Annotated in this window: 19 protein-coding genes and 2 pseudogenes; 8 read left to right on the top strand and 13 right to left on the bottom strand. The window is 63.3% G+C overall.

All coding sequences use genetic code 11. From position 1 onward, the window contains the following. Positions 1–4 precede the first annotated feature (4 nt). From P3R82_RS11925 to P3R82_RS11905, 5 genes and pseudogenes are all read right to left on the bottom strand, one after another. Entirely contained in the window at positions 5–901 is an 897-nt protein-coding gene (locus tag P3R82_RS11925) for an NAD(P)-dependent oxidoreductase (protein ID WP_283193985.1), read from the bottom strand. Continuing rightward, complete coding sequence (gene denD / locus P3R82_RS11920) at positions 898–1884, bottom strand: D-erythronate dehydrogenase (RefSeq protein ID WP_283193984.1); 987 nt, start codon at positions 1882–1884, stop codon at positions 898–900. The genes P3R82_RS11925 and denD overlap by 4 nt, the downstream gene beginning before the upstream one ends. Positions 1885–2022: 138 nt before the next feature. Further along, complete coding sequence (locus P3R82_RS11915) at positions 2023–5226, bottom strand: efflux RND transporter permease subunit (protein ID WP_283193983.1); 3204 nt, start codon at positions 5224–5226, stop codon at positions 2023–2025. A gap of 233 nt (positions 5227–5459) precedes the next feature. Further along, positions 5460–6652 (bottom strand): annotated as a pseudogene (locus tag P3R82_RS11910) (efflux RND transporter periplasmic adaptor subunit). A 37-nt stretch (positions 6653–6689) separates the two neighbouring features. Continuing rightward, positions 6690–7508 carry an alpha/beta hydrolase gene (locus tag P3R82_RS11905; protein WP_283193982.1) on the bottom strand — a complete coding sequence of 273 codons (819 nt, stop codon included), beginning with the start codon at positions 7506–7508 and terminating at the stop codon, positions 6690–6692. A gap of 181 nt (positions 7509–7689) precedes the next feature. Here P3R82_RS11905 and P3R82_RS11900 point away from each other — a divergent pair, with 181 nt between their 5' ends. Further along, a complete protein-coding gene (locus tag P3R82_RS11900) occupies positions 7690–8601 on the top strand; it encodes a LysR family transcriptional regulator (protein WP_183900619.1) in 912 nt (303 codons plus the stop codon). A gap of 330 nt (positions 8602–8931) precedes the next feature. Here P3R82_RS11900 and P3R82_RS11895 read toward each other — a convergent pair whose 3' ends face one another. Then, positions 8932–9672, bottom strand: a complete 741-nt coding sequence (locus P3R82_RS11895; RefSeq protein WP_283193981.1) for an SDR family oxidoreductase — start codon at positions 9670–9672, stop codon at positions 8932–8934. A gap of 137 nt (positions 9673–9809) precedes the next feature. Between P3R82_RS11895 and P3R82_RS11890 the strand changes: the two genes are divergently transcribed. From P3R82_RS11890 to P3R82_RS11880, 3 genes are read left to right on the top strand one after another with little or no spacing between them, the layout of a single operon-like run. Further along, positions 9810–10682 (top strand): LysR family transcriptional regulator, encoded by an 873-nt coding sequence (locus P3R82_RS11890; RefSeq protein WP_283193980.1) that lies wholly within the window; start codon positions 9810–9812, stop codon positions 10680–10682. Between the two features lie 45 nt (positions 10683–10727). Continuing rightward, the gene (locus P3R82_RS11885) at positions 10728–11048 is read left to right on the top strand and encodes a hypothetical protein (protein WP_283193979.1); all 321 of its coding nucleotides are present in this window, start codon (positions 10728–10730) and stop codon (positions 11046–11048) included. Between the two features lie 5 nt (positions 11049–11053). After that, positions 11054–11644, top strand: a complete 591-nt coding sequence (locus P3R82_RS11880; protein ID WP_283193978.1) for a DNA-3-methyladenine glycosylase — start codon at positions 11054–11056, stop codon at positions 11642–11644. On the opposite strand, the gene P3R82_RS11875 is transcribed toward P3R82_RS11880, so the two are convergent. From P3R82_RS11875 to P3R82_RS11865, 3 genes are read right to left on the bottom strand one after another with little or no spacing between them, the layout of a single operon-like run. After that, positions 11645–13186: a DHA2 family efflux MFS transporter permease subunit gene (locus tag P3R82_RS11875; protein WP_183900624.1), complete on the bottom strand. Its 1542-nt coding sequence runs from the start codon at positions 13184–13186 to the stop codon at positions 11645–11647. It abuts the gene before it with no gap. Beyond that, entirely contained in the window at positions 13179–14402 is a 1224-nt protein-coding gene (locus P3R82_RS11870; RefSeq protein ID WP_283193977.1) for an HlyD family secretion protein, read from the bottom strand. Before P3R82_RS11870 ends, P3R82_RS11875 begins: the two co-directional genes overlap by 8 nt. After that, positions 14395–14865 (bottom strand): MarR family transcriptional regulator, encoded by a 471-nt coding sequence (locus P3R82_RS11865; RefSeq protein ID WP_283193976.1) that lies wholly within the window; start codon positions 14863–14865, stop codon positions 14395–14397. Before P3R82_RS11865 ends, P3R82_RS11870 begins: the two co-directional genes overlap by 8 nt. A 465-nt stretch (positions 14866–15330) precedes the next feature. Between P3R82_RS11865 and P3R82_RS11860 the strand changes: the two are divergent. Together P3R82_RS11860 and P3R82_RS11855 are read left to right on the top strand one after the other, a co-directional pair. After that, positions 15331–16510: pseudogene (locus P3R82_RS11860) on the top strand (efflux RND transporter periplasmic adaptor subunit). Next, positions 16507–19704, top strand: a complete 3198-nt coding sequence (locus P3R82_RS11855) for a multidrug efflux RND transporter permease subunit (protein ID WP_283193975.1) — start codon at positions 16507–16509, stop codon at positions 19702–19704. Before P3R82_RS11860 ends, P3R82_RS11855 begins: the two are co-directional and overlap by 4 nt. Here the strand turns inward: P3R82_RS11855 and P3R82_RS11850 are convergent. The 4 genes from P3R82_RS11850 to P3R82_RS11835 form a co-directional block, all read right to left on the bottom strand. After that, entirely contained in the window at positions 19699–20706 is a 1008-nt protein-coding gene (locus P3R82_RS11850; RefSeq protein ID WP_283193974.1) for an acyltransferase, read from the bottom strand. The two genes, P3R82_RS11855 and P3R82_RS11850, sit on opposite strands and share 6 nt — an antisense overlap. A 53-nt stretch (positions 20707–20759) precedes the next feature. Continuing rightward, positions 20760–22025, bottom strand: a complete 1266-nt coding sequence (locus P3R82_RS11845) for an O-antigen ligase (protein WP_283193973.1) — start codon at positions 22023–22025, stop codon at positions 20760–20762. Positions 22026–22034: 9 nt separating this feature from the next. Next, positions 22035–23306, bottom strand: coding sequence for a polysaccharide biosynthesis/export family protein (locus P3R82_RS11840; RefSeq protein WP_283193972.1), 1272 nt, complete (start codon positions 23304–23306; stop codon positions 22035–22037). A gap of 66 nt (positions 23307–23372) precedes the next feature. Then, positions 23373–24053, bottom strand: a complete 681-nt coding sequence (locus tag P3R82_RS11835; RefSeq protein WP_183900633.1) for a sugar transferase — start codon at positions 24051–24053, stop codon at positions 23373–23375. A gap of 769 nt (positions 24054–24822) precedes the next feature. Here P3R82_RS11835 and P3R82_RS11830 point away from each other — a divergent pair. Both P3R82_RS11830 and P3R82_RS11825 read left to right on the top strand, forming a co-directional pair. After that, positions 24823–25095 (top strand): exopolysaccharide production repressor protein, encoded by a 273-nt coding sequence (locus P3R82_RS11830; RefSeq protein ID WP_283193971.1) that lies wholly within the window; start codon positions 24823–24825, stop codon positions 25093–25095. Between the two features lie 130 nt (positions 25096–25225). Then, a complete protein-coding gene (locus tag P3R82_RS11825; RefSeq protein WP_283193970.1) occupies positions 25226–26227 on the top strand; it encodes a glycosyltransferase family 2 protein in 1002 nt (333 codons plus the stop codon). The last annotated feature ends 36 nt before the right edge of the window (positions 26228–26263 follow it).

Here is a 26263-nt window from a genome sequence, read left to right as displayed (position 1 = left end):
ACCATCAGGATTTTCCGCGTTCGCGGCCAGCCTTTCGCTCCAGATGCAACAGCAATCCGCTGTGATCCGTATCGCCATTGCCATCCTCGACGAACGCTGCGAATTCCGCGCGCACGGCCTCGGTCAGCGGCAGGGTCAGCGCCAGGCTCTTGGCCTCGGCGGCGATGTTGTTGAGATCCTTCAGCTGCAGCTTCGATGGGCCGGCGCCGCCGAAGTTGCGCTCCACCATACGTTGACCGTGGATCTCGAGGATCCGGCTCTCGGCGAAGCCGCCCCGGATCGCGCGTCGAAACGCCTCCGCCGACCCGCCGCCGGCCTCGACCAGCATCATCGCCTCGGCGACGGCGCCGATGGTGATCGCAACGATCTGCTGGTTGCCGAGCTTGGCGAGCTGCCCCGTGCCGCTCGGCCCCACATGCGTCACCCGGCCGAGCGCCGAGAACACGTCGCTGAGCGCATCGACGACGTCGGCGCTGCCGCCCGCCATGATCGCCAGCGTACCCGCTGAAGCGCCGACGACGCCCCCGGAAACCGGCGCATCGAGGTGGCGGACGCCGCGTTCGCCAAGCCTCGCCGCATGATCGCGCGCGGCCTCGGGCGTGATCGAGCTGCAATCGATGACGACGGCGCCGGGCGCAAGCGCCTGCGCCACACCTTGCGAAAACAGGACGTCGCCGACCGCGTTGCCATCCGTCAGCATGGTGAAGACGACCGATGCGCCCTCGACGGCCGATTCCGGCGTCTGCGCGACATCGGCGCCATCGGCCCTCAGCGCCTCGGCCTTGGCGATGTCACGGTTCCAGGCGGTTACGGCAAATCCGGCATCGAGCAGACGCCGCACCATCGGCGCGCCCATCAGCCCGGTGCCCAGAAACGCGATCGCCCGTTGCTGACTGCTCATCGGATACCGCCCTCCAGTTCATCTTCCATATGCACGCGAATGATCTCCTCGAAGCTCGTCTCGGCCACGAAGCCGAGGCGCCTTGCCCGCTCCGGCGCGAAAGCCCGTGCCCAGCCGCCGACGATCCTCATCACCAACTCGTCCGGCTCGCGCCGGATCAGCGCCACCGCCTTGTCGCCCGCGATTGCCCGCAACGCCTCGATCTGCTCACCGACCGAGGCGCTGACGCCGGGCATGGTCAGGCTTCGCTGCGCGCCGAGCGGCTCGAGATCGATGCTGGCGGCGTGCAGGAGAAAGCCGACGGCGGAACGCGGCGATGCGTGCCAGTGGCGAACCGTATCCGGCACCGGAAGAATGGCCGGCTGTCCCGCCAGCGGCTCGCGGATGATGCCGGAAAAGAAGCCGGAAGCCGCCTTGTTCGGCTTGCCCGGCCGCACGCAGATCGTCGGCAGCCGGATGCCGATGCCGTCGATGAAGCCGCGGCGCGTATAGTCGGCAAGCAAAAGCTCGCTCATCGCCTTCTGCGTGCCGTAGCTCGTCAGCGGCGTCAGATTGAAATCGTCGGGGATGACATCGGGCATCGGCGCGCCGAAGACGGCGATCGAGGAGGTGAAGACCACGCAGGGCCGATAGCCATCCTGCAGATGCGCCAGACGGATTGCCTCCAACAACGCCCGCGTTCCCTCGAGATTGATGCCGTAGCCCTTCTCGAAATCGAGCTCGGCTTCCGCCGAAACGATGGCCGCCAGGTGGAAGATGATATCCGGCCGCGACCCGACGATCAGCGCCGCCTGCCCCGGCTTCGAGATATCGGCCGCGCTCGCATCCACCCGCCCCGTGAAACCGGCGGGTGCTGCCGGCGCCACGACATCGACGAGCGTCAGCCTGCCGATCGACTGCCCGGACAGCTGCCCGTCGGCCACCAGCCGCTCCGTAAGCTTGCGCCCGATCATGCCGGCCGCGCCAATGATTGCGATATGCATCCAATGCCTCCATCCATGCCGGCGCGACTCCCCTCGTCCGGCGAATGATAGACTAGTCGACACGTCGCCGCATGGAAGCCCATAAACGCGGAAAAGGCGGGGACATGCCCCGCCTTTCGCATTCGCGTTTCGTCAGGCCTATTCGGCCGCCATGCGGATGACCTCGGCCCCGCCGTGGCCGTTCTGGTCGTCGTCCTTGTGCTGCACCAGCGGGCGGTTGCCCGCCAGCTTGCGGATCAGCACGTAGAACACCGGCGTCATGAAGATGCCGAAGAAGGTGACGCCGATCATGCCGGAGAACACCGCGACACCCATGGCGGCACGCATCTCCGCGCCGGCGCCGGTCGAAATAACGAGCGGCACGACACCCATGATGAACGCCATCGACGTCATCAGGATCGGGCGCAGGCGCAAGCGGCTGGCCTCGACCGCTGCCTGAACCGGCGTGCGTCCCTCGAACTCCAGCTCGCGGGCGAATTCCACGATCAGGATCGCGTTCTTCGCCGACAGGCCGACAAGGACGATGAGGCCGATCTGGGTGAAGATGTTGTTGTCTCCACCGGTGAGCCAGACGCCCGTCAAGGCGGCCAGCACGCCCATCGGCACGATCATGATGATCGCGAGCGGCAGCGTCAGGCTCTCGTACTGGGCGGCCAGCACGAGATAGACCAGCAGCAGCGCCAGCGGGAAGACGAGTATGCCCGAGCTGCCGGCAAGGATCTGCTGGTAGGTCAGATCCGTCCACTCGAAGCCGATGCCCTTCGGCAGCGTTTCGTCGGCGATCCGCTCGATGGCCGCCTGTGCCTGGCCGGACGAGAAGCCCGGCGCCGGACCGCCGTTGATATCGGCGGCGAGGAAGCCGTTGTAGCGGGTCGTGCGTTCTGGTCCCGTCGTGGCGTCGACCTTGAGCAGCGCCGACAGCGGGATCATCTGACCCGAGGCCGAGCGCACCTTCAACTGGCCGATATCGTCGGCGCGGGCACGGAACTGCGCGTCTGCCTGCACACGGACGCTGTAGGTGCGGCCGAATGCGTTGAAGTCGTTGACGTAGAGCGAACCCAGATAGATCTGCAGCGTTTCGAAGACGTCGGTCACCGACACGCCGAGCTGTTCGGCCTTGGCGCGATCGAGGTCCGCGTAGAGCTGCGGCACGTTGATCTGGTAGCTCGAGAACAGGCCGGCCAGCTCGGGCGTCTGATAGGCCTTGGCGAGGAAAGCCTTGGTCGCCTCATCCAGCGCGTTGTAGCCCAGGCCCGCCCTGTCTTCGAGCTGCAGCTTGAAACCACCCGTCGTGCCCAGACCCTGGACCGGCGGCGGCGGGAACATGGCGATGAACGCATCCTGGATCGCGCCGAATTTCTGGTTGAGCGTCATGGCGATCGCTCCGCCTGAAAGATCGGGCGTCTTGCGCTCCTCGAACGACTTCAGCTTGACGAAGACGACACCGGCGTTCGAGCCATTGGTGAAGCCGTTGATCGACAGGCCGGGGAACGCGATGGCGTGTTCGACGCCGGGCGTTGCAAGGGCGATATCGCTCATCCGCTTGATCACGTCTTCGGTGCGGTCGAGGCTGGCGGCGTCGGGCAACTGCGCGAAGCCGATCAGATACTGCTTGTCCTGCGCCGGCACGAAGCCGCCGGGAACGGCGTTGAACAGGCCGTAGGTCGCCCCGGCAAGCGCCAGATAGATCACCATGACGATGCTCTTGCGCGACACCAGTCCACCGACACCCTTGCCGTAGGCATTGGAACCGGCGCTGAAGGCGCGGTTGAAGCCACGGAAGAACCAGCCGAACAGGAAGTCCATGCCGCGTGTCAGCCAGTCCTTCGGCGCATGGTGACCCTTCAGAAGAAGAGCGGCCAGAGCCGGAGACAGCGTCAGCGAGTTGATCGCCGAAATCACGGTCGAGATGGCGATCGTCAGCGCGAACTGGCGATAGAACTGGCCGGACAGGCCGCTGATGAAGGCGAGCGGCACGAACACCGCCACCAGCACCAGCGCGATCGCGATGATCGGGCCGGACACTTCCTTCATGGCCTTGTAGGTGGCGTCGCGCGGCGACAGGCCGTTCTCGATGTTGCGCTCGACGTTTTCGACAACGACGATCGCGTCGTCCACGACGATACCGATCGCCAGCACCAGCCCGAACAGGCTGAGCGCGTTGATCGAGAAGCCGAAGACGTACATCACCGCGAACGTGCCGATGATGGAGACCGGAACCGCGATCAACGGAATGATCGAGGCGCGCCATGTCTGCAGGAACAGGATGACGACGATGACGACGAGCGCCACGGCCTCGAGCAGCGTGTCCACGACCTTCTCGATCGAGGCGCGCACGAACTGCGTCGTATCGTAGACGATCTCGTACTTCACGCCCTCGGGCATCGCCAGCTGCAACTCGTCCATGGTCTTGACGACCTGATCCGAGATGGTGATGGCGTTGGAGCCCGGCGCCTGGAACACGGGAATGGCCACCGCCGCCTTGCTGTTCAGCAGCGAGCGTAGCGAATAGTCCGACGCGCCGAGTTCGACACGTGCGACATCGCGCAGACGCGTGATCTCGCCATTGGCGCCGCTCTTGACGATGATGTTGCCGAACTCCTCCGGCGTCTGCAGACGACCTTGGGCGTTGACGTTGAGCTGGATATCGACGCCGGTGAGGCTCGGCGATGCGCCGATCGTGCCGGCGGCGGCCTGCACGTTCTGGGCGCGGATGGCATTGGTGATGTCGCTGGCCGCCAGATTATGCTCGGCCGCCTTCTGCGGATCGATCCAGATGCGCATCGAATAGTCACCCGACCCGAAGATCTGCACCTGGCCGACGCCCTCGATGCGGGCGAGCCGGTCCTTGACGTTGAGGACGCCATAGTTGCGCAGATAGGTGATATCGTAGCGATTATCCGGTGATGTCAGATTCACCACCATCATCAGGTCGGGCGAACTCTTCACCGTCGTGATGCCGAGCGAGCGCACCTCCGTCGGCAGACGCGGTTCTGCCTGGCTGACGCGGTTCTGCACCAGCTGCTGCGCCTGGTCGGCATTGGTCCCGAGCTTGAAGGTGACCGTCAGCGTCATCACGCCGTCGGATGTCGCCTGGCTGGACATGTAGAGCATGCCCTCGACGCCGTTGATCTGCTCTTCGAGCGGCGTAGCGACGGTTTCGGCGATGACCTTCGGGTTGGCGCCGGGATAGGTGGCGCGCACGACGATCGACGGCGGAACGACTTCCGGGTATTCGGAAATCGGCAGCGATCGCATGCCGATCAGGCCGGCGACCACGATGAGGACCGATAGCACCCCGGCAAACACCGGGCGGTCGACGAAGAATCTGGAGATATTCATTTCAAAGCCCTCTCCGGGATGAAATTTGGGATGCAACGACCCTCTCCGGCGGTTGGGACACCGCCGGTGGGGGTAGAACTGGATGCTTAAAAGGCCCTCTCTGGCCTGCCGGCCATCTCCCCCACAAGGGGGGAGAAGACGTGTGGCACTGTCCTGCCAAATCCTGGCTTGGGCGGTGCGGCAGACTTAGCCCCTCCCCCTTGTGGGGGAGGGGTTGGGGAGGGGTCTGCGAATTACTTGGCCGCGACCTTCTCTTCCATCTGCGGTGCCACCACCGCGCCCGGACGAATGCGCTGCAGGCCGTTGACGACGATCTTGTCGCCGACGGCAAGGCCGCTTTCGATCACGCGATCGCCCCCTCGGCGATGCCGAGCTGGACCGGCCGGTAGCTGACCTTGTTCTCGGCATCGACCACGAAGACGAACTTCTTGTCCTGGTCGGTGCCGATCGCCCGTTCGCTGACGAGGATCTTGGTCTCGGCCTTCGGCTGGCCCATGCGAACCCGCACGAACTGGCCGGGGATCAGCTTGCCACCCGGATTGTCGAACACGGCGCGAACGCCGATCGTGCCGCTGGAGGCATCCACCTGGTTGTCGACCAGCTGCAGCTTGCCCTTGATCGGCGTGCCCTCGTCGGCGAGCGTGCCGACTTCGACGGGGATCTGTTCAAGCGCCGGGACCGCGCCATCGGCGGCCGGAAGCTCGGCGAGCGCCCTGGCGACCATGCCTTCGCTGGCGCTGAAGCTGGCGTAGATCGGATCGACGGAAACCAGCGAGGTCAGCTCCGACGAGGTCGATCCGGCCGCGACCAGATTGCCGACGGTGACTTCGAGCTTGCCGACGCGGCCGGCGACCGGTGCCTTGACCTCGGTATAGCCGAGTTCGAGCTGTGCCGAGCGAAGGGCTGCCTGCGCGGTGCGAAGACCGGCCTGCGCTTCGGTGAATGCGTTCTGCCGCTGGTCCATGTCGCTCTGCGAGATGGTCCTGTTGTCGGAAAGCCTGCGGCCGCGTTCGAGCTCGATCTGCGAGAGATTGACCTTGGCCTCGGCAGAAGCCACCTGGCCCTCGGCCTGCGATACGGCGGCCTGGTAGGGTGCCGGATCGATGGTGAAGAGCAGGTCGCCGGCCTTCACCAGCGCGCCTTCGCGGAAATGCACCGACTGCACGGCGCCGGCGACACGCGAGCGGATCTGCACGCGATCGACGGCTTCGAGCCGGCCGGAAAACTGCTCCCATTCGGTGACGTCGCGGCTGGCGACGACGGCGACGGTGACAGGCACGGCCGGCGGAGCCGCCTGTGCCTCGGTGGTTGCAGCCGTGGCGGTTGCGCTCATCGGCAGTTCGAAAAACAGTGCTGCGGCTGAAACGGACGCAACAAGGCTCAGACCGGCGCCCACAAGGGCCCAGCGCTTCTTACTGGACGTCATTGGTATTCTCCTTACGGCCCCCACGGCCGAATATAAATCAGGTCTTCAAAGGAACGGGTTGCCTGCGCATATCGCGAACGAAGCTTCCGAATTCATTGGTAATACAATCATGCCAACCCGGAGGCTTGTCTGTTACCCCGCCGTAAATCGACGGCCAGCCTGTCCCGGCGGGAGAGACATGCTGACGAACGGCCACGCCTGCCTGTTTCAGGCGATCGGCGAAGCCAAGCGTTTCATCGCGGAGCGGGTCGTCTCCGGCGGTGAAGATCAGTGCGGGCGCGACGCCCGAAATACGCGAGCAGAGGCACGGCGCCGCATAGGGATGGCAGCCGCCACCGCTGAGATAATGGCTCCAGCCCTGCGCCCACCGCTCTCGCATGCCGATGGCATCGGCCTCGCGGATCGACTTCGATCCCATGAAGGGGTCGACCAGCGGCGAGATCAGCACCTGCCCGTCGAGCGCGTCGGCATAGTGGTCGCGCGCCTTGAAGGCGACGCTGGCGGCGATGTTGGCGCCCGCCTCCTCGCCGGCGACGAGCAGTGCGGAATTGCGGTCGCCGAGACCCGAGGCGCGTTTGTTGGCCATGTAGGAAAACAGCGAGTAGCCGACCTCGAGAGGCTTCGGAAAAACGCCGCCGAACGGCGCGTTGTAATCGGCCACGACGACGATGGCGCCGGCCCGCGCAATGCTTTCCGCGACAGCGTTGTCCTGCAGTCCCGAGGACTGGAAAGCACCGCCGTGGAAATACAGGACGATCGGCGAACCCCTGCCATATTCGGCGCCCTGATAGATACGCGTCGACACGGGGCCAATGGCCACCTTGTCGAACACCATGTCTTTCACTTGCACCGTCATCGTATCGATCCTTGCGTCGCTGGTGTAATATTGCTGATGCAACATATTGCCCCAGGCGACGGCTTGCAATTTCTGAAAAAAAGATATTGTTATTCCACTCACGGAATAAGAAGCCTCTATGCGATTACACTGTTCCGTATTTCGAACAATACCGCACTGCAACCTACTCAGGTGAATTCCGATGGACCAGCTCTCGGCAATGCGCGCTTTCATTCGCGTCGTGGAGACAGGCAATTTCACACGGGCCGCCGACACGCTCGCCATGCCCAAGGCGACGGTGACCAATCTCATTCAAGGGCTTGAAGCACATCTGCATACCAAGCTCCTCAACCGCACCACCCGCCGCGTCATGGTGACGACCGACGGCGCGCTCTACTACGAACGCGCGGCCCAGATCGTCTCCGAGATCGCCGAGCTGGATGGCAGCCTCACCAACTCGCAGGGGCTTCCCAACGGACGCCTGCGCGTCGAGATGGCCGGCGCCTTCGCCGACTGGATCGTCGTGCCGGCACTCTGCGATTTCTATCAGAAATATCCCGATATCCGCATCGACCTGGGCGTCGGCGACCGGACCGTCGATTACCTGGCGGAGAACGTCGACTGCGCGCTGCGCGCCGGCACGCCGACCGACCAATCCCTGATTGCGCGCCGCGTATCCGAGGTGGAGCTGATCACCTGCGCCTCGCCGCTCTATATCGAGAAGCATGGCGTGCCGGCGAGACCGGAAGAGCTTGAAAACGATCACTATTCCGTAAGCTACTTCCGCGCTCAGACCAACCGGACGCTTCCGTTCGAGTTCCGCAAGGACAACGAGGAGTTGGAGATCAATCCACGCTACCTCGTCTCCGTCAACGACAGCAGGACCTTCGTGGCGGCAGCCACGAGGGGGCTCGGCATCGCGCAACTACCGCGCTTCATGATCCGCGATGCGCTCGAAAGCGGTGAATTGATACAGGTGCTGCCGGAATGGAACCGTGAGCCGCTCGGGCTCTACATCGTCTACCCCCCGAACCGCCACCTCAGCAACAAGGTCCGCGTCTTCGTCGACTGGATGGTCAAGCTCCTGACCGACGCCAAGCTGGACGCCCGCTGACAGAACTGCGGCCCGCGAGGCGTTTACCTTCAACGGGCCGCAACCATATGTTTTGCCATTTCTTCTTTCACTCTCTGCCGGGTCACCAGGGAACAATGGCTCGGCAGTCGTTGAGGTCTGACACGCGGAATTGGAGGAGTTCCGCACATCCCTACATTGCTAATATAGACAATCACGATGCAAATGTAAGAGGATATTGCGGCCCCGCCGCCTCAAGCCCGGGCGCTCCCCTATCCTCTTCCAGATGCTGGCATTTTTCAGCACATGATATCCACAACAGGGCCGGCTCGAAGGCGAGCGGCCCGAAAGCCGCCCACCCCGACGCACAAATCAGATCATGCCGCCATTGGCGCGCAGCACCTGGCCGTTGATCCACGAACCATCGGGACCGGCGAGGAACGACACTGCCGCGGCAATGTCCTCGGGCGTGCCCAGCCGCTCCAGCGGGTTCATCTTGGCCATCCGCGCCACCAGTTCCTCGGACTTGCCGTTCAGGAAGAGATCGGTGGCCGTCGGCCCCGGTGCGATGGCATTGATGGTGATGTCGCGGCCGCGCATTTCCTTGGCCATGATCGCCGTCATCGTCTCGATGGCGGCCTTGGTCGCGGCATAGACACCATAGGTCTCGAGCTTCAGCCCCACCACCGACGTCGAGAAATTGACGATCCTGCCGCCGTTGCGCAGCCGCTTGCCGGCCTCGCGCAGCGTGTTGAACGTGCCCTTCAGATTGACGTCGATCATGCGCTGGAAATGCGCGTCGTCGGCATCTGATATCGGAGAGAGCGCCATGATGCCGGCATTGTTGACAAGCACATCGACGCCCCCGAACGCCGCCTCGGAAGCATCGAACATCCGCCGCACGGCCTCCGCGTCGCTGACATCGGCCTTCGCCGTCAGCGCCCTGCCGCCGCGCTTTTCGATCGCGGCAGCCAGTTCCTCGGCCGGCGCCGCGTTGCCGGAGTAGTTGATCATGACGGTAAACCCGTCGCGCGCAAGCCGATCGGCGACCGCCGCTCCGATGCCTCGGGATGCGCCGGTCACGATCGCCACCCTGTTTTCCAATACCGTCATTGTCGTTCTCCTTGCCTGGAAGCGCGATATCGCGCCGTTGGAGAGAAGATGTCGCTTTTCTCGCAGCGGATAATCATCCATTATTCGCCATCACTATCCGGAAATATCGAACAGACAGATGGACAGATTCTGATGCCATGCGCGTCTTTTGCCGTATCGTCGAGCGACGCAGCTTCACCGCCGCCGCCGAGGATACCGGCCTGCCGCGCTCGACGGTGACCGACGCGGTCAAGCAGCTTGAGGCCCGCCTCGGCGTCCGCCTGCTGCAGCGAACGACGCGTCACGTGAGCCCGACGCTCGACGGCGAGGCCTATTACCGCCGCTGCCTGTCGATCCTCTCCGATATCGAGGACGCGGAAGGCGCCTTCGCCGGCGCCCGGCCGAAAGGCATGCTGCGCGTTGACGTGCACGGCACGCTGGCGCGCCATTTCGTGCTGCCAAACCTGCCATCTTTTCTCGAGGCCTATCCCGATATCGAACTCTACATGAGCGAGGGCGACCGCCTCGTCGATCTCGTGCGCGAGGGCATCGACTGCGTGCTGAGGGTCGGCATCCCCGCCGATAGCGACATGGTCGCGCGGCGCGTGGCGATGCTGGAGGAAGTCACGCTCGCCTCGCCCGCCTATCTCGCCCGCTACGGAACGCCCGAGCATCCCGACCGGCTCGACGGCCACCGCATGGTCGGTTTCCACTCCAGCGCCACCGGCACGCTGGTGCCGCTCGAATTCCTCGTGGGCGGCCAGATCCGCAATGTCACCTTGCCGGCAACACTGTCGGTCAACGCCGCCGAAAGCTTCCACGCGGCGGCACGCCTCGGCCTCGGCATCATCCAGGTGCCGCGCTACCATGCCCAGCGCTACATTGATTCCGGCGAACTTATGCCCATCCTTGAGGACTTCCCGATGACGAAAACGCCGGTCTCACTCCTTTATCCGCGAAACCGCCAGCTCTCGCCGCGCGTCCGCGTCTTCATCGAATGGTTGACGAAGGTCTTCGCGAGGCAAACATAGTCATACGAGACTGACGTCGGCAAACCCATCATCGGGAGCGAAACCATGACCATCACAGACATATCAGTAAGTGCACGCGAGGGCGGCTTTACCGTCATGTTCGGCGACAAGACCGGCAACAGCATTTCCGTGACGCTTTACAACGCGGCGACACCCGGCCTGACCCGCGACAACGCCGTCGCCCACGCCCGCCATCTGCTGCTCGCGGCGCACGACAGCTCGGCCGGCGACGGTCCCCGCAGCAAGGACGCGGCAACGCTGGAAGAGGAACTGGACGAGGGCCTCGAAGACACCTTTCCGGCAAGCGACCCGGTTTCCGTCACCGGCTCGTCCATCCCGCTGCACGATCCGAAACCCGGCCGATAGATCAGATGGACGAAAGGACAGGCGCGCTCGGCGCGGCACCGATTGTGGGCGACTCCCTCACCCGCTTCTTCGACCGCGATGCGATATCCGTCGCCCGCGATATTCTCGCCTGCCGCATCACCGTCGGCGGCATCGGCGGGCGCATCGTCGAGACCGAGGCCTATTTCTCCGACGACGAGGCCTCCCACAGCTTTCGCGGCCCGACGCCGCGCAACGGCGCCATGTTCGGCGGACCGGGGAATGTCTACATCTACCGCATCTACGGCATGCACTGGTGCCTGAACTTCGTCTGCACCCCCGGCTCCGCCGTCCTGATCCGCGCCATCGAGCCCGAGATCGGCATCGCCACGATGATCGAACGCCGTGGCACCGATGCGCTCGCTCAACTCTGCAGCGGCCCCGGCAAGCTCTGCCAGGCGCTCGACGTCACCATCGCCCTCAATGATCGCCTGCTCGACCGCGAACCCTTTTCGCTGACATCGACGGCACCGGCGCCGATCGTCAGCGGAAAACGCATCGGCATCACGAAAAATGCCGAAGCACCATGGCGCTTCGGCATTTCGGGGTCCCGCTATCTCAGCAAGCCGTTTCGCTGATCACTCCATCACGGCGCTGTGGTCCATGGCCGGTGCCACCTTGGGTTTGCGCAGCAGCAACACCAGCGGAATGACCGCCAGCGACATGATCATCAGCAGCTTGAAGTCATCGATATAGGCAATGACAGTCGATTGCAGCGTGATCAGCTCGTTGAGCGCCGCGCGACCTGCGGCGGTGAACGGGCTCATCCCCTGCGCGGCCGCGGCATCGAAGGCGCGGTTGAACGGCGTGACGTAGGCGGCGATGTTCTCGTGGTTCACCTGCGCGTTTTCCACCAGCAGCGCCGAGACGATGGAGATCCCCACGCTCGAGCCGATGTTTCGCGACAGGTTGTAGAGGCCGGTCCCGTCGCCGCGCATCTCCGCCGGCAGCGTCGAAAACGCGATCGTCGTCAAAGGCACGAACAGGAAGCCCAGCCCGGCGCCCTGGATGAAGCCGACCGAGATGATCGTCCACTGCGAGACATCGGGCGTCCAGCCCGTCATGTCGTACATCGCCCACGCCGTCAGCCCAAGGCCGAGCACCAGAAGCAGGCGCGTATCCACCTTGCCGATCAACCGCCCGACGATGAACATGCACAACATCGTGCCCATGCCGCGCGGCCCCATGACGATGCCCGCCGTGATGACCGGATAGCCCATCAGCGTCTGAAGATAAGGCGTCATCAGCGCCAGCGAGGCGAGATAGGTGATCCCGATCACGAAAATGAAGATCATGCTGACGGAGAAGTTCCGATCGAGAAACAGCTTCGGATTGACGAAGGATTTCTTCGCCGTCAGCGTGTGCACGACAAGCAGGTAGAAGGCCGCGGCGCAGATGATCGCCTCGATCATGATCTCGCCCGATGCGAACCAGTTCAGCTGCTCGCCGCGATCAAGAAAGAGCTGCAGCGACGCGATGCCGAGGCTCATCATCCCGAAGCCGAACCAGTCGAGCTTGGCGAGCGCGTCCAGCTTCGTCTCGGTGACGTAGATCATGATGCCGGCGAAGGCGAGCGCCCCGATCGGCACGTTGATATAGAACACCCACCGCCAGCTGATGTTGTCGGTCAGCCAACCGCCGATGACGGGGCCGAGCACCGGCCCGACCATGACCGACACGCCGAACAGCGCCATGGCGGACCCGCGTTCCTCCGGCGTGTAGATGTCGAGCAGGATGCCCTGCGACAGCGGCACCAGCGATGCGCCGAACAGCCCCTGCATGAGGCGGAAGGCGACGATCTGGTTCAGCGATTGCGCCAGGCCGCACAGCACCGACGCGACGACGAAGCCGATGATCGCCGTCAGCAGCACCTTCTTGCGGCCGAACTTGGCGGCGAGAAAGCCCGACGGCGGCGTCATGATGGCGGCCGCGACGATGTAGGAGGTGAGCACCCAGTTGATCTGGTCGGCGCTCGCCGAAACGCTGCCCTGGATATAGGGCAGTGCCACGTTGGCGATCGTCGTATCCAGCGCCTGCATGATGACGGCAAGGATGACGCAGGCCGTGATCATGCCGCGATTGGCGACCGGGGAAAAGGAGGCGGCGGCGGCGTTACTCATCGTCTCCGCCCGAGCGGCCCAGAAGCTTGGACACGAAATCCGGCAGGCCGCGCGCACGACCGGTATCGACATCGACGACGGCGCTCATCCCGACGCGAAGCGGCGGCTTGCCGGCGGTATCCTCGATGCTGACGCGCATCGGAATGCGCTGCACGACCTTGACCCAGTTGCCGGTGGTGTTCTGCGCCGGCAGCAGCGAGAAGCTGGAGCCGGAAGCCGGGCTGATGCTCTCGACCTTGCCCTTGAAGGTCACGCCCGGATAGCTGTCGACATAGATGGTGGCCGTCTGGCCGGGCTTCACATAGGTGAGCTCGGTTTCCTTGGGGCTGGCATCGATCCAGAGATTGTTGGCCGCGACCAGCGAGAAGGCCTGCGTCGATGCCTCGAGATAGGAGCCCGGCTGCAAGGAATTGACGTTGGTGGCGATGCCGTCGAACGGCGCCCGGACGACGCTGTGGTCGAGCTGGCGCTGCGCGTCGTCGACCTTGGCCTTGGCTTCGAGATAGAGCGGGTTCTGCTCGGCCGGCTGGTCGGCATTGCCGCCGAGCTGGGCGAGCGTGGCCGCGGCCTGCGCCTTGGCGACGGCAACCTTCTGCTGCCCGGCCTGCAGGTTGTGCTTGGCCTGGTCGAACGCCGTGCGGGTGGCCGCCGAGCTGTTCAGCAGGTTCTGCTGGCGGTCGAATTCGGTCTGGAAATAGGGAATGTCGGCCTCGGCCTGCGTGATCTCCGCCAGCGACTGCTGGTAGCTTGCCTCCAGGTTGAGGATCTGGTTGCGCACCGCGCCGAGCTGCGCCTTGGCGCCGTCGAGCGCGATCCTGAAAGAATCCTGGCGAAGGCTGAAGAGCACCTGGCCCTTCTTCACCGTTTCGTTTTCACGCACGTCGATCGTGTCGACGAGGCCCGAAACGTCGGTCGTCAGGCCCACCATGTCGGCCTTGATATAGGCGTTGTCGGTCGACATGACCTGGCCGCCATTGACGTAATAATAGCCGCCGACCACGAGCGCGACGGGCAGCAGCGCGAACAGCACCGGGCGGGTCATGCCGCGCTTGCGACGCGGCGGCGTGGTCACGGGCGGCGCGACGGCGGTGACAGGCGCCGTATTGGAGGATGGCGCCTCGGCGACGGTTTCCTCGCGGGGAGAAACCTCGTTCGTTTCGGCGGCGGTGTTGGCATCGGCGTCGGAAACGACGCGCAGGGGAGTTTTATCAGCCATGGTTGGTCTCGTTTTCGGCCAATGCCAGGGGGGTCCGGCAGGCCTGCACTAGGTTGGTCTTCATCTGCGACAGGATCTGGAAAAGCTGCTCCCGCTCTTCGGCGGCAACATCCTCCAGGGCTTCGCCTCGCGTCACATCGCCAAGTCCGCGCATTTCCGCCAGAAGCGGATGCGCCTCCTCGCGCATGTAAAGCAGCCAGATCCGGCGGTCCGTCGGGTGCTGGCGGCGCTCGATCAGCCCGCGCTCGGCGAGCTTGTCGAGAATGCGTACAAGTGTGATCGGCTCGATCTCCAGCATTTCCGCCAGCCCACCCTGGTGTATCCCCTCGTTGTTGGAGAGATACGCCAGCGCCTGCCACTGCGACGACGTCAGCCCGAGACACTTCGCCCGCTGCTCGAAACGCTTTCGAAGCAGACGTGCGACATCATGCAGGAGGAAGCCGAGGGTCGGATTGCTGTTCATTGAAGACTGCGCCAATAGTAAGCACACTTATAATGTGCCTAGATATATTGAGCAGGTGCAACATACAAGCCACCTCTGCTTGATATTCGTCATATGCGACCAAATTGTCGCACCCGGCTAACGAAAATGCCGGCGAACGCGTCGGAATGGAAGCGTCGCCCGGCACCCTTCATGATTTTATTAGCTCGGAGAATTTCAACCCACCGGGATTTGCAATTCGACGCGCCACCCGTTTATATTGAAATCCAGAGGCTTACCGGGAGAATTGCCCGGCCGACCGATATCGACAGCATGCACGGCGCAAGCGGCATCCACGCCACGAGCGCCCAAACGCAGTCCGCCGGCATTCAGACAGCATTGACAATAGGCGAGCGATCCACCGTCGCTCGAGCAGCGCCTGACATGAAACGCATTCCTTCAGCATGATCATGGCGGCGCGTTCGGCCGCCCGAATGGGGAGCCGCCATGCCTTTCTCGCTTCGATACGTCCTGGCCTTCAGCAGCGTCGCCTTCCTCCCCCCTCGCCTCGTCCGCCCAGCAGGCCGCCGCCCCGCCCCCGCCGCCCGTCACCGTGGCCAAGCCCGTGGTGCGCGACGTCGTCGACAACGACGAGTTCATCGGCCGCTTCCAGGCGGTCGACGAGGTCGCGGTGCGCTCTCGCATCGGCGGCTATCTGAATGAGGTCGATTTCACCGACGGCGCGCTGGTGAAGAAGGGCGAAAAGCTCTTCGTCATCGACCAGCGCCCCTTCGTCACCGCGCTCAACGAAGCCAATGCCGCGCTTGAAGTCGCCAAGTCCACGCAGACCTACGCCGAGGCACAGTTCAACCGCGCGCAGAGCCTCGCCACCAGCGGCAGCCAGTCGGTCTCGACGCTCGACGACCGCCGGCGCGAATGGCTCACCGCCCAGGCCAATGTTCGCGGCGCCCAGGCAACGGCGGAACGCGCCGCGCTCGACATGGAATACACCACGATATCGGCGCCGCTCAGCGGCCGCATCGACCGCCGCCTGATCTCCCCCGGCAATCTGGTGCAGGCCGACCAGACCATCCTGACGACCATCGTTTCGCTCGATCCGATCGATTTCTACTTCGACGTCGACGAACGCCGCCTGCTGAACTTCGCCGATACGGCGCGCAAGCTCGGCAAGGATCTGCAGCAGGGTGGCGGCGGCGTGCCCGTCATCGTGACGATTTCCGACCCGACCGCCAAGCCCTTCACCGGCAAGCTCGACTTCGCCGAAAACCGCATCGACAATGAGAGCGGCACAATCCGCATCCGCGCCCGCCTCGCCAATCCCGACCTGATCCTGCAGCCCGGCCTCTTCGGCCGCGTGCAGGTGGAGGCGTCCAACACCTACAAGGCGATCCTCGTGCCGGACGAAGCGATCGGCTCCGACCAGAACGAACGCGTGGTCTTCGTCGTCGGCCCCGACGGCAAGGTATCGACCAAGCCCGTGCGCCCCGGCCCGCGCCTCTATGGCTACCGCGTCATCCGCGAGGGGCTCGATGGCACCGAGACGATCATCGTCAACGGCCTGATGCGCGCCCGCCCCGGCGCCACCATCACGCCGCAGATGACCGAACTGCCGCAGGAGCGGCGCGACACCCCGCCGGATAATGCCGCGACGGAGACGCCACAATGAGGTTCGCTCATTTCTTCGTCGATCGCCCGATCTTCGCGGCGGTCATCTCGATCGTGCTCCTCGTCGTCGGCAGCATCGCCTATACGCAGCTGCCGGTATCGCAATATCCCGAGATCGCGCCGCCGACCATCGTCGTGCGCACCTCCTATCCGGGCGCCGACCCGCAGACCATCGCCGACACGGTGTCGACGCCGCTCGAACAGCAGATCAACGGCGTCGAGGACATGCTCTACATGTCCTCCTACTCCAGCGCCGATGGCGCCATGTCGCTGACCATCACCTTCAAGCTCGGCACCGATCTCGACAAGGTGCAGGTGCTCGTCCAGAACCGCGTATCGATCGCCCTGCCCCGCCTTCCCGAGGAAGTGCAGCGCCTCGGCGTCACCACCGACAAGAGCTCCCCCGACCTGATGATGGTGGTGCACCTGCTGTCGCCCTCGCATCGCTACGACCAGCTCTACGTCTCCAACTATGCCCGCAACCGCATCCGCGACGTTCTCGTGCGCCTCGATGGCGTCGGCGACGTGCAGGTATTCGGCGAGCGCCAATATTCGATGCGCATCTGGCTCGATCCGCAGAAGCTCTCGGCCTACGGCATGACCTCCGATGACGTGGTCTCGGCGCTGCGCGACCAGAACGTCCAGGTCTCCGGCGGCAAGATCGGCGCACCGCCGGTCACCGGCCAGAACGCCTTCGAATATACGGTCAGAACCGACGGCCGCTTCTCCGACGTGCGCGAATTCCGCTACGTCATCGTCAAATCGACGGGCGCCGGCCGGCTCGTGCAATTGCAGGACGTCGCCCGCATCGAGCTCGGGGCGCAGGACTACGTCACCAACAGCTATCTCAACAACGACCCCGCCGTGGCGCTCGGCATCTTCGCCCGCCCCGGAACCAACGCGCTCGACACCGCGCGTCAGGTCCAGGCGATCATGAAGGATGTCGCCGAGACCTTCCCGCCAGGTCTGGAATACCGCATCGTCTACGACACCACCGAATTCATCTCCGACTCGATCTCCGAGGTCTACAGGACGATCGCCGAGGCCGCGATCCTGGTGGCGATCGTCGTCCTCGTCTTCCTGCAATCCTGGCGAACGGCGATCATTCCGATCATCGCCATCCCGGTCTCCCTGATCGGCACCTTCGCCGTGCTGCTCGCCTTCGGCTTCTCGCTGAACATGCTGACGCTGTTTGGCCTGGTGCTCGCGATCGGCATCGTCGTCGACGACGCCATCGTCGTGGTCGAGAACGTCGAGCGCAATCTCGCCCGCGGCATGTCGCCGAAGGAAGCCGCCCATGTGACGATGGACGAGGTCGGCACCGCCGTCATCGCCATCTCGCTGGTGCTGATCGCCGTCTTCGTTCCAACCGCCTTCATTCCAGGGATCTCAGGCCAGTTCTACAAGCAGTTCGCCGTGACGATCTCGGTCACCACCGCGATCTCGGCGCTGAACTCGCTGACGCTCTCGCCGGCACTCGCCGGCATTCTGCTCAGACGCCACGATCACCAGCACACGCGCAACAACATCGCGCTGCGTTTCGGACGCGGCCTTGCCAACGGCTTCAACCACGGCTTCGAGCGGCTGAGCTACGGCTACTCGTGGATCATCAGGCATCTGGTCAGAAGCTGGATCGGCATCACCTGCTCGCTGCTCGTTTTCGCCGCGCTGCTCGGCGCCACCTGGTTCATGAGCACCAAGGTTCCGTCCGGCTTCATCCCGACCATGGACCAGGGCTACGCCATCGTCGTCGTCCAGCTGCCCGATGGCGCATCGCTGGCGCGCACCGATGCGGTGGTCAAGCAGGTCGGCGATATCGCCCGCACGGTACCCGGCGTCGGCAATGCCGTGCAGTTCGCCGGCTTCAGCGGCGCCACCTTCACCAACGCCTCCAACTCCGGCGTCGTCTTCGTGCCGTTCAAGTCGTTCGCCGAGCGCGAGGAAGGCGGCGAGACCGCCAACAAGATCATCGGCGAGCTGTTCGGCAAGCTGCAGAGCATCCAGGAAGCCTTCATCATCGCCGTGCCGCCGCCATCCGTGCGTGGCGTCGGCAATTCCGGCGGCTTCAAGATGCAGATCCTCGACCTTGAAAATCCCGACATGACGCGCGTGCTCGGCCTTGCCCGGCAGATGATGGGCGCGGCCGCGACGACGGAGGGACTGACCGGCGTCTTCACCACCTTCTCGGATGCCAGCCCGCAATATTATCTCGCCATCGACCGAGACAAGGCCCGTTTCCTCAACGTGCCGATCCCCAACATCTTCAACGCGCTGTCGATCAATCTCGGCGTCGCCTATGTCAACGACTTCAACGCCTTCGGCCGCGTCTACCAGGTCCGCGCCCAGGCCGACCGGCAATACCGCATGGACCGCGAGGACATCTTAGGCCTCAAGGTGCGCTCGGCCACCGGCGCGCTGGTGCCGCTCGGCACACTGATGGATATCCAGGATTCCAGCGGCCCCGCCCTTGTCCAGCGCTACAACATGTATGTGTCCGTGCCGTTGCAGGGCAACCCGACGCCCGGCACCTCGACCGGCGACGCTCTGAAAAAGATGGAGGCGCTGGCCGCCAAGATCCTGCCGCCGGGCACGACCTTCGAATGGACCGAACTCGCCTACCAGGAAACCAATACCGGCAACACGGCGGTCTACATCTTCGCGCTCTCGGTCATCTTCGTCTTCCTGGCGCTCGCGGCGCAATATGAAAGCTGGATATTGCCGCTGGCGATCATTCTGATCGTTCCGCTGGCCGTGCTTGCCGCACTGATCGGGGTGTGGCTGAGAGGCATGGACAACAACGTGCTGACGCAGATCGGCCTGATCGTCTTGATCGGCCTTGCGGCCAAGAACGCCATCCTGATCGTCGAATTCGCCCGTCAGGCGGAAGACGAAGGCAAGTCGCCGGTGGAAGCCGCCGTCGAGGCCAGCCATCTGCGCCTTCGCCCGATCCTGATGACGGCGTTTGCCTTCATCTTCGGCGTGCTGCCGCTCGCCATCGCCACCGGCCCCGGCGCCGAAATGCGCCAGTCGCTCGGCACGGCCGTCTTCTCGGGCATGCTCGGCGTCACGGTATTCGGGCTGTTCCTGACGCCGGTCTTTTATGTCGCGCTGCGCTCGGTGCGGAGAAAGCCCGCCCGGCCGGCCGAAGCCGGCACCCCGGATACACAAGCGCCACCGGCTGAAGCCTCGTCATGAGGCTCGGCGGGCAAGTGTTCCCTCTTTCGAACGCCAGCCCGTGAACAGCTTTCGCAGCGGCTTTTCGATCAGCTCGTAAGCGATGGTTCCCCCTGCCACGCCGGCAACGACGCCGACCGGCACGATGAGCACCGATGAGAAGCCCATCATCTGGCCCGCCTTGGCGACCACGGAGATCGCAAGCGTGTGCCAGAGATAGATCGAATAGGAAGCGTCGCCGAGATAGGTGAGCAACGGCACGCGGCCGAGGCCTCCGTCGGCCTCGAGCGAGACCATCCCGTAGACCAGCATCAACGCCAGCGGACCGCAGATCCCGGCATTGAATTCGGCGCCCATCAGGTAGATCGCGGCGAAGCCGGAAAGCGAGGCTCCCACGCAGGCGAGCCCGAGGCTGATGCCGGCGATCCACCGGCGCAGCCACAATTCGGCGAGAAACACGCCGCCGAGAAACTCCACGATGATCGGCCGGGTGTAGGTGTAGAGGGCCGGTGTCGCCGGCTGCAGGATCTGGCCGGCCAGGAAGAACCCGCCGAACACGCCAAACAGGAAGAGCAGCCGCCATTTGCGCGGCAGGAACAGCGCGCCGGCGAAGAGAACATAAAAGAAGATCTCGAAATTCAGTGTCCACCCCTGCACCAGCACCGGCCAGATGTCGCCGGTGCTGGGCGACTGCGCCGGAATGAAGAACAGCGACGCAAGGATGTGCGATGTCGTCAGTTGCAGGTTCGGAAACAGCCCGGCCATGGCGCCGACGATCATGATTGCCGTCACCAGCCAGTAGGACGGGGCGATGCGGCACAGGCGATCGATGAGAAAGCTCTGCGGCGTCATCGGCCGTCGCTCGCTGATCACCCACATGATGAAGCCGCTGATGACGAAGAACACATCGACACCGGCAGCCCCGATGGCGAAGTGCTCGCCCGACTTCTCGGCCGCGTGAAAAACGACGACAGCAAGCGCCGCGAAGGCGCGCAGATATTGGATGCCGTAAAGGGTCTTCATCCGGTTTCCTCAAATGGCCGGTCAATGTCGGCCGACAATGCTGGTGCTGCTAGCTAATGCGCTAAAGGTTCGGGCTGCGCCTGGCGTGCCCATGCCGAGAAGTCAGGCTGGCGGCGGGCGCTCATCAGTTTTCCGGCGCAGAAATAGAACAGGAACGTCCCGACGGTATAAGGCGTCAGAATGTCGATCTCGACGAAGGAGCGGGTCGTCAGAAGCACGGCGATGGTAAACAGCAGATAGGATCCGTCGTTTCTGACATCTTCGATCAGCCGGCGGAGATGGCCCCAGAGGATCGTCAGCAGCGTCAGCACCACGATGAGCAGCCCGACCAGACCAAGCTCCACGGCCGCTTCGATATAGGTGTTGTGGAAGTGGAAGCCGCTGCGGGAGCCGATGAAGAACTCCTCCCAGAGGCGCTCCGGCTCGGAAAAGCCCTGAACCCAATAGGCCTGGTAGCCGACGCCGAAATAGGGATTTTCAGCCGCGGCCGCGATCCCCTGCTGCCACAGATAGGTGCGCCCCGTGAGCGTCGAATCCTTGCCGAATATGCCGAGCACGGCATCGACCGCGCCGAGATAGACCCCCGCCACCGCCAGCACGACCAGAGCGGTACCGCCCCCGATCACGAGAAGCTTTCGCTGGTCGGGTGTGAGCGTCAGCACGACACGCAAGCCAACCATCAGCGCAAGCACGACCACGGTGGTCAGGACCGAGGTTGCCGACTGGCATATCGCAAGAATATAGGCCGAGAGCAGCCCGACGATACCGGCGGCAGCCATCCACAGACGACGCTCGCCGAAGATGAAGACGGTGGCGACGCATGCGATCACCCCGAGCGAGGCATAAAAGCCGAGCTGGTTCTTCGACGCGAATGCACCGACGAAGCTGTAGGTGTTGTCGATCACGTCGAGTTCGTAGCGACCGAACAGCAGCGAATAGACGAGGACGAAGGCGATGCCGACGACGATACCGAGCGTTAGCGTCTTGACGTCCATGACCCTGACCGCGATCAGCGCGCACAGCACCTGCGTCAGATACTGGATCGCGGCGCGCAGCGACACGCTGGGCGCCGCCGACCAGAAGACGGACAGGAAGGCGAACGCGGCGAAGGCGTAGATCCAGATGTAGCGGTTGTAGTTGCCGAGCACCTTGCGGTAATCGACCGCGATCAGCGGCAGCCAGAGCGCATAGTAAAGCAGGATCGCCACTTGCCCGAACCTGAGCGAGTAGGCGAAGGCAAAAAGCGAAATCGCCACGGCGGAAACGGCATAAGCCACATTCCCGCCGGGCTGGATGAGCGCCGACTTTGCGATACGCATGCTGCCTCGTTACCTCATGGCCAGTCCGGCGGTGACCTTGATCAGATCGCCGGGCTGCAGCGCGGTGCTTTCCTGCACCGGAATTTCCTTCGGCTTGCCATCCACGTCGCGGATGACCGAATAAGCGATGCTGGCGGCCCCTGTCGACGTGTCGAAGCGAGCCGCGTCCGTCGATTGGGTGAGCGCCTCGGCCATCAACGAATTGCTGGTCGTGAGCTTCAGGTTGAGCTGGTCGATCTGCGCATCAGCGCTTTGCTTTTCCTGCGCCAACTGGGCGTCCCAGTCGTTGCGAAGCGTGATCTCGTCCTGATTGGCCTTGCTGATATCCTGCTTGGCCTTCAGCGAGTTCGTGTCGATGTCGAGCAGCATCGCCTCGAGGTCGGCCGCGCGTTGCTCGGCCGTCATCCTGCGGGCGCTGAGCACCAGCCCCTTCTCGGCGAGATCGCCGACCTTGTCGCGATCGACCGTTGCCAGCTCCAGCTGGCGGGTCTGCGTCTGGCTCTTCTTGGCCAGCGTCTCGACTTCGCTCTGCAACAGGGCCCTGAGGTCGTTGAGCGCCTGAAGCTGCAGGGTCAGCCGCTTCTTGCGCGAGGCCATGAGCGCGGTCTCGCTGTCGACAAGCGCCCTCGCCTCCGGCTTGTCCTTCAACTCGGCCGGAATCTCGAACGTGTCCTTGTTGTCGATTTCGGCCTGCAGGCGGGCCTGCTTGACCAGAAGCCGCGCCCGGTCCGCCATGTAGACGACCGCATCGCCCTTGGCGTTGATGAAATCGCGCGCGAACCGCTGGCCGGAATCGGCGCGCCGAAGGCCGCCGGCAAGGCTGACGGCCTTGGCGACGGTCAGGTTCGGCGCGAACGGAAACTCACCCGGCTTCTCCACGTCTCCGGAGAGATAGACCGGGCGAAACTCCGACAGTTCGACGGATGCGGACGGCCGGTCCTTCAGGGCGAACTGCTTCTGCAGCGCCACGCCGATCTGCTTGGCGATGGCGTCGGTCGTCTGCCCGGAAGCGGGAAGATCGCCGAGGAATGGCAGCGAAATACTGCCGGACGGACCAACCGTGTAGTCGCCGCTGACGACGGACCAGTCACGGATCGTCCCATCCGCGGTCTGCCATTCGGCCACTCGAATCTTCACTTTATCCATGGTTCCAAGGCGGTAATCTTCCGCGCTGGCAATGAATGAGGACAGCAGGAATGCACTCAACCCGGCAGCGACTGCGACACCGGATCGAAGGGCACGGGATTGCCCAGCCTTGCTGCCAAATAGACGTTCGTTCATATTTTTCCCCGTGTTTCGTCCCGACGGCGCAGCCACAAGACGGCTCGTCGGGCCTCAAGGATGCCGTTAGTAGCTTCCGCGCTGAGCGCAGACGGCGGGAATGGTCTTTGCGATGATCGCAACGTCCCGAGCCATCGACCAGTTTTCGACGTAGTGGGTGTCGAAAGCGACGCGAGCGGCATAGGAAACATCGTTGCGTCCGCTGACCTGCCACAGACCGGTAAGGCCCGGGCGGGACTGCAGATAGAAGACGGCGGCGTGCTCGTACATTTCAAGTTCGTCTTGAACGACGGGACGCGGGCCGACGACACTCATCTCGCCGCGAATGATGTTGAAGAGCTGGGGAAGCTCATCAAGGCTCAGCTTGCGCAGCACGGCGCCAACGGCAGTGACCCGGGGGTCGTTCTGCAGTTTGCGCGTGGCGCGCCACTCTTCCATGGCTGCAGGGTTGTTGCGCAGGTAGTCCTGCAGAACCTTGTCGCCATTGGTCACCATTGTCCGGAACTTCAGGCAACGGAATTCCTGGCCGTTATGGCCGATACGGCGATGGCCATAGAAGGCCGGACCCTTGTCCGTGAGCTTCACAAGCAGCATCACCATCAAAAAGATTGGGCTCAAGAACAAGAGCCCGAGGCAGGCGGCGGACACATCGAATGCCCGTTTTGCGAAGCCGCCTGTGGGCGGAAACGCGTTTTCGTGAACTGCGCCATAAAATGGCGAACTGTCCGATCTCGTCGCAGACTTCATAGAGGTAACTCCACTTATGTTTGCCGTTTGGTCGGTTAAGGCTCAGGACGCTAAGCTAGCGCTGACGAGTTGGGAGTGTATGAGCGGATTTTGTTTTTTTAAGCCACGTTTTTAAAACCGCTCGTTATCGAACGTTTTTGGAAACATTTGTTCAACTTTTTGTATTTCAGGGATCGCTGAAACATATTTAGATTCCACCAAAGCGATCAAAACTATATTTGGAGATCGAAATAAAATGTCCCACGACTTCTTATCAATACAGCGACACCGAAGTTTACAGGGGTAACCGATCTCGGTCCAAAGTTCTTGGGTGCGGCCATCACTTCTCGAACAGACCTGTTTTTAGACTTGCGGGACGACGTTTTATTGCATCGCAACATCAATTTTGCGCCGCACTCACAAATCGTTTGAAATTAAAACTTTGTAATAAAAGTTGAATGCGAAACGCGTCCACTACACCCCTGCGGGTATCGATTGTGGCATAAACAAGAACGTGCATTGCCAAATTCGATGCAACCCTCACATCGAAACCCAACTTTAACGATCTTTTTCGATCGCCGGGGCCGCCGGGCCGATAAGTGGCATTTTTACCAATACCCGGAACAAACCTTTAAGATGACGCTTGTAGTTACTGAATACAGGCGCAAAAGACGTCTTCACCGCTTTAGTTATATGACGAAGTCCTGTAAAAAGAATCTACAAAAGGGTCCTGGTGGGGCCGCGTATTCAATGGCTGTTCATTGAAGGGCACCATCTGGGGAGGCAACAAATGTATGCACCTCGCGTTTTTGTCAGCATGTTGGGCGCACTCGTCGTGTTCGCCGTCGCGACCTATTGGCTGAGCGGCTCTTTATCCGGCGCCCTCATCAAGACCGCGATCTGTGCGATCCTGCTGCAGGCAGGCTATTTCGGCGGCGTGCTTTATCTTGTCTGGAAGGAAGGCAAGGAGCGCAGCGGCGCCAAGCGCACGACCGGCCGCGCGGAAGAGGCCGAAAAGCGGCACGTACCGCCCTTCAACAGCTCCGAGCCGTTCAATCGCTAAGCGCTGAGGGCAGCTAAGACTGCCCGTTCGTCGCTCACGAACCCACCCTTCGTAACATCATGTGAAGCGTTCTCCGTTGTCTGCTGCGCTGCAACGTCCTAGGTCTTGGGCGAAACAACGGAGGTAGAGCGTGGCTGAAACAGCTAGCATATGCGTCATCATCGCCGCCAAGAACGCGGCCGATACCATTGAAATCGCCGTCAGATCAGCACTTCTCGAAGCCGAGGTCTCCGAGGTCGTGGTCGTCGACGACGGCTCGAGCGATTCCACCGCCGAGGCCGCCGAACGCGGCAACGACGCCACCGGTCGGCTGAAAATCGTCAGGTTCGAGAAGAACAGAGGCCCGTCCGCCGCGCGCAATCATGCCATCGACATCTCCACAGCGCCGCTGATCGCCATTCTGGACGCCGACGATTTCTTCTTCGCCGGTCGCTTTTCCCGCATGCTCTCGGACGACGGGTGGGAGTTCGTGGCCGACAACATCGCCTTCGTCGATGCCGGCACGGTCGCCCAGGCGCCGCAGAAGCTCGATCGCTTCGCCGAAAACCCTGTCTATCTCGACCTGACCACCTTCGTGGACGGCAACATATCCAAGCGTGGCGTGCGCCGCGGCGAGATCGGCTTCCTCAAGCCCGTCATGCGGCGAAGCTTTCTCGACAAGCATCGGCTCCGCTACCGCGAAGACATGCGCCTCGGCGAGGATTACGATCTCTATATCCGCGCGCTCGCGCTCGGCGCCCGCTACAAGGTGATCCACAGCTGCGGCTACGGCGCCGTCGTGCGCGGCAATTCGCTGAGCGGCAGCCACCGCACGGAAGACCTGCGCCGCCTTTACGAGGCGGACCGCGCTCTGTTGAAGGATTTCAAGTTGAAGCCGATGGCGGCCGAAGCCGTGCGCCGGCACGAACAGCACATTCGCGCCAAATACGAACTGCGCCACTTCCTCGACATCAAGAACCAGTCGGGCGCCGGCGCGGCCCTCGCCTATGTCGCGACGCATCCCTTAGCCTTCCCGGCGATCGCCGGCGGCATCCTCGCCGACAAGACCGAGCGCTGGCGCAACCCGGATGGGGTGGCGGTCACCTCAAGCGGCGACCGCCTTCGCTATCTGCTCGACGCACCGGCCGAATAAGGCCTGCCGGTACCGCAACACCACGCAGCGGCTTTG

The sequence above is a fragment of the Rhizobium sp. AN80A genome (genome assembly GCF_030053015.1).
In the GTDB taxonomy this organism is placed as follows: Bacteria; Pseudomonadota; Alphaproteobacteria; order Rhizobiales; family Rhizobiaceae; genus Rhizobium; species Rhizobium metallidurans.
This window is presented reverse-complemented; position numbering and strand designations above follow the sequence as displayed.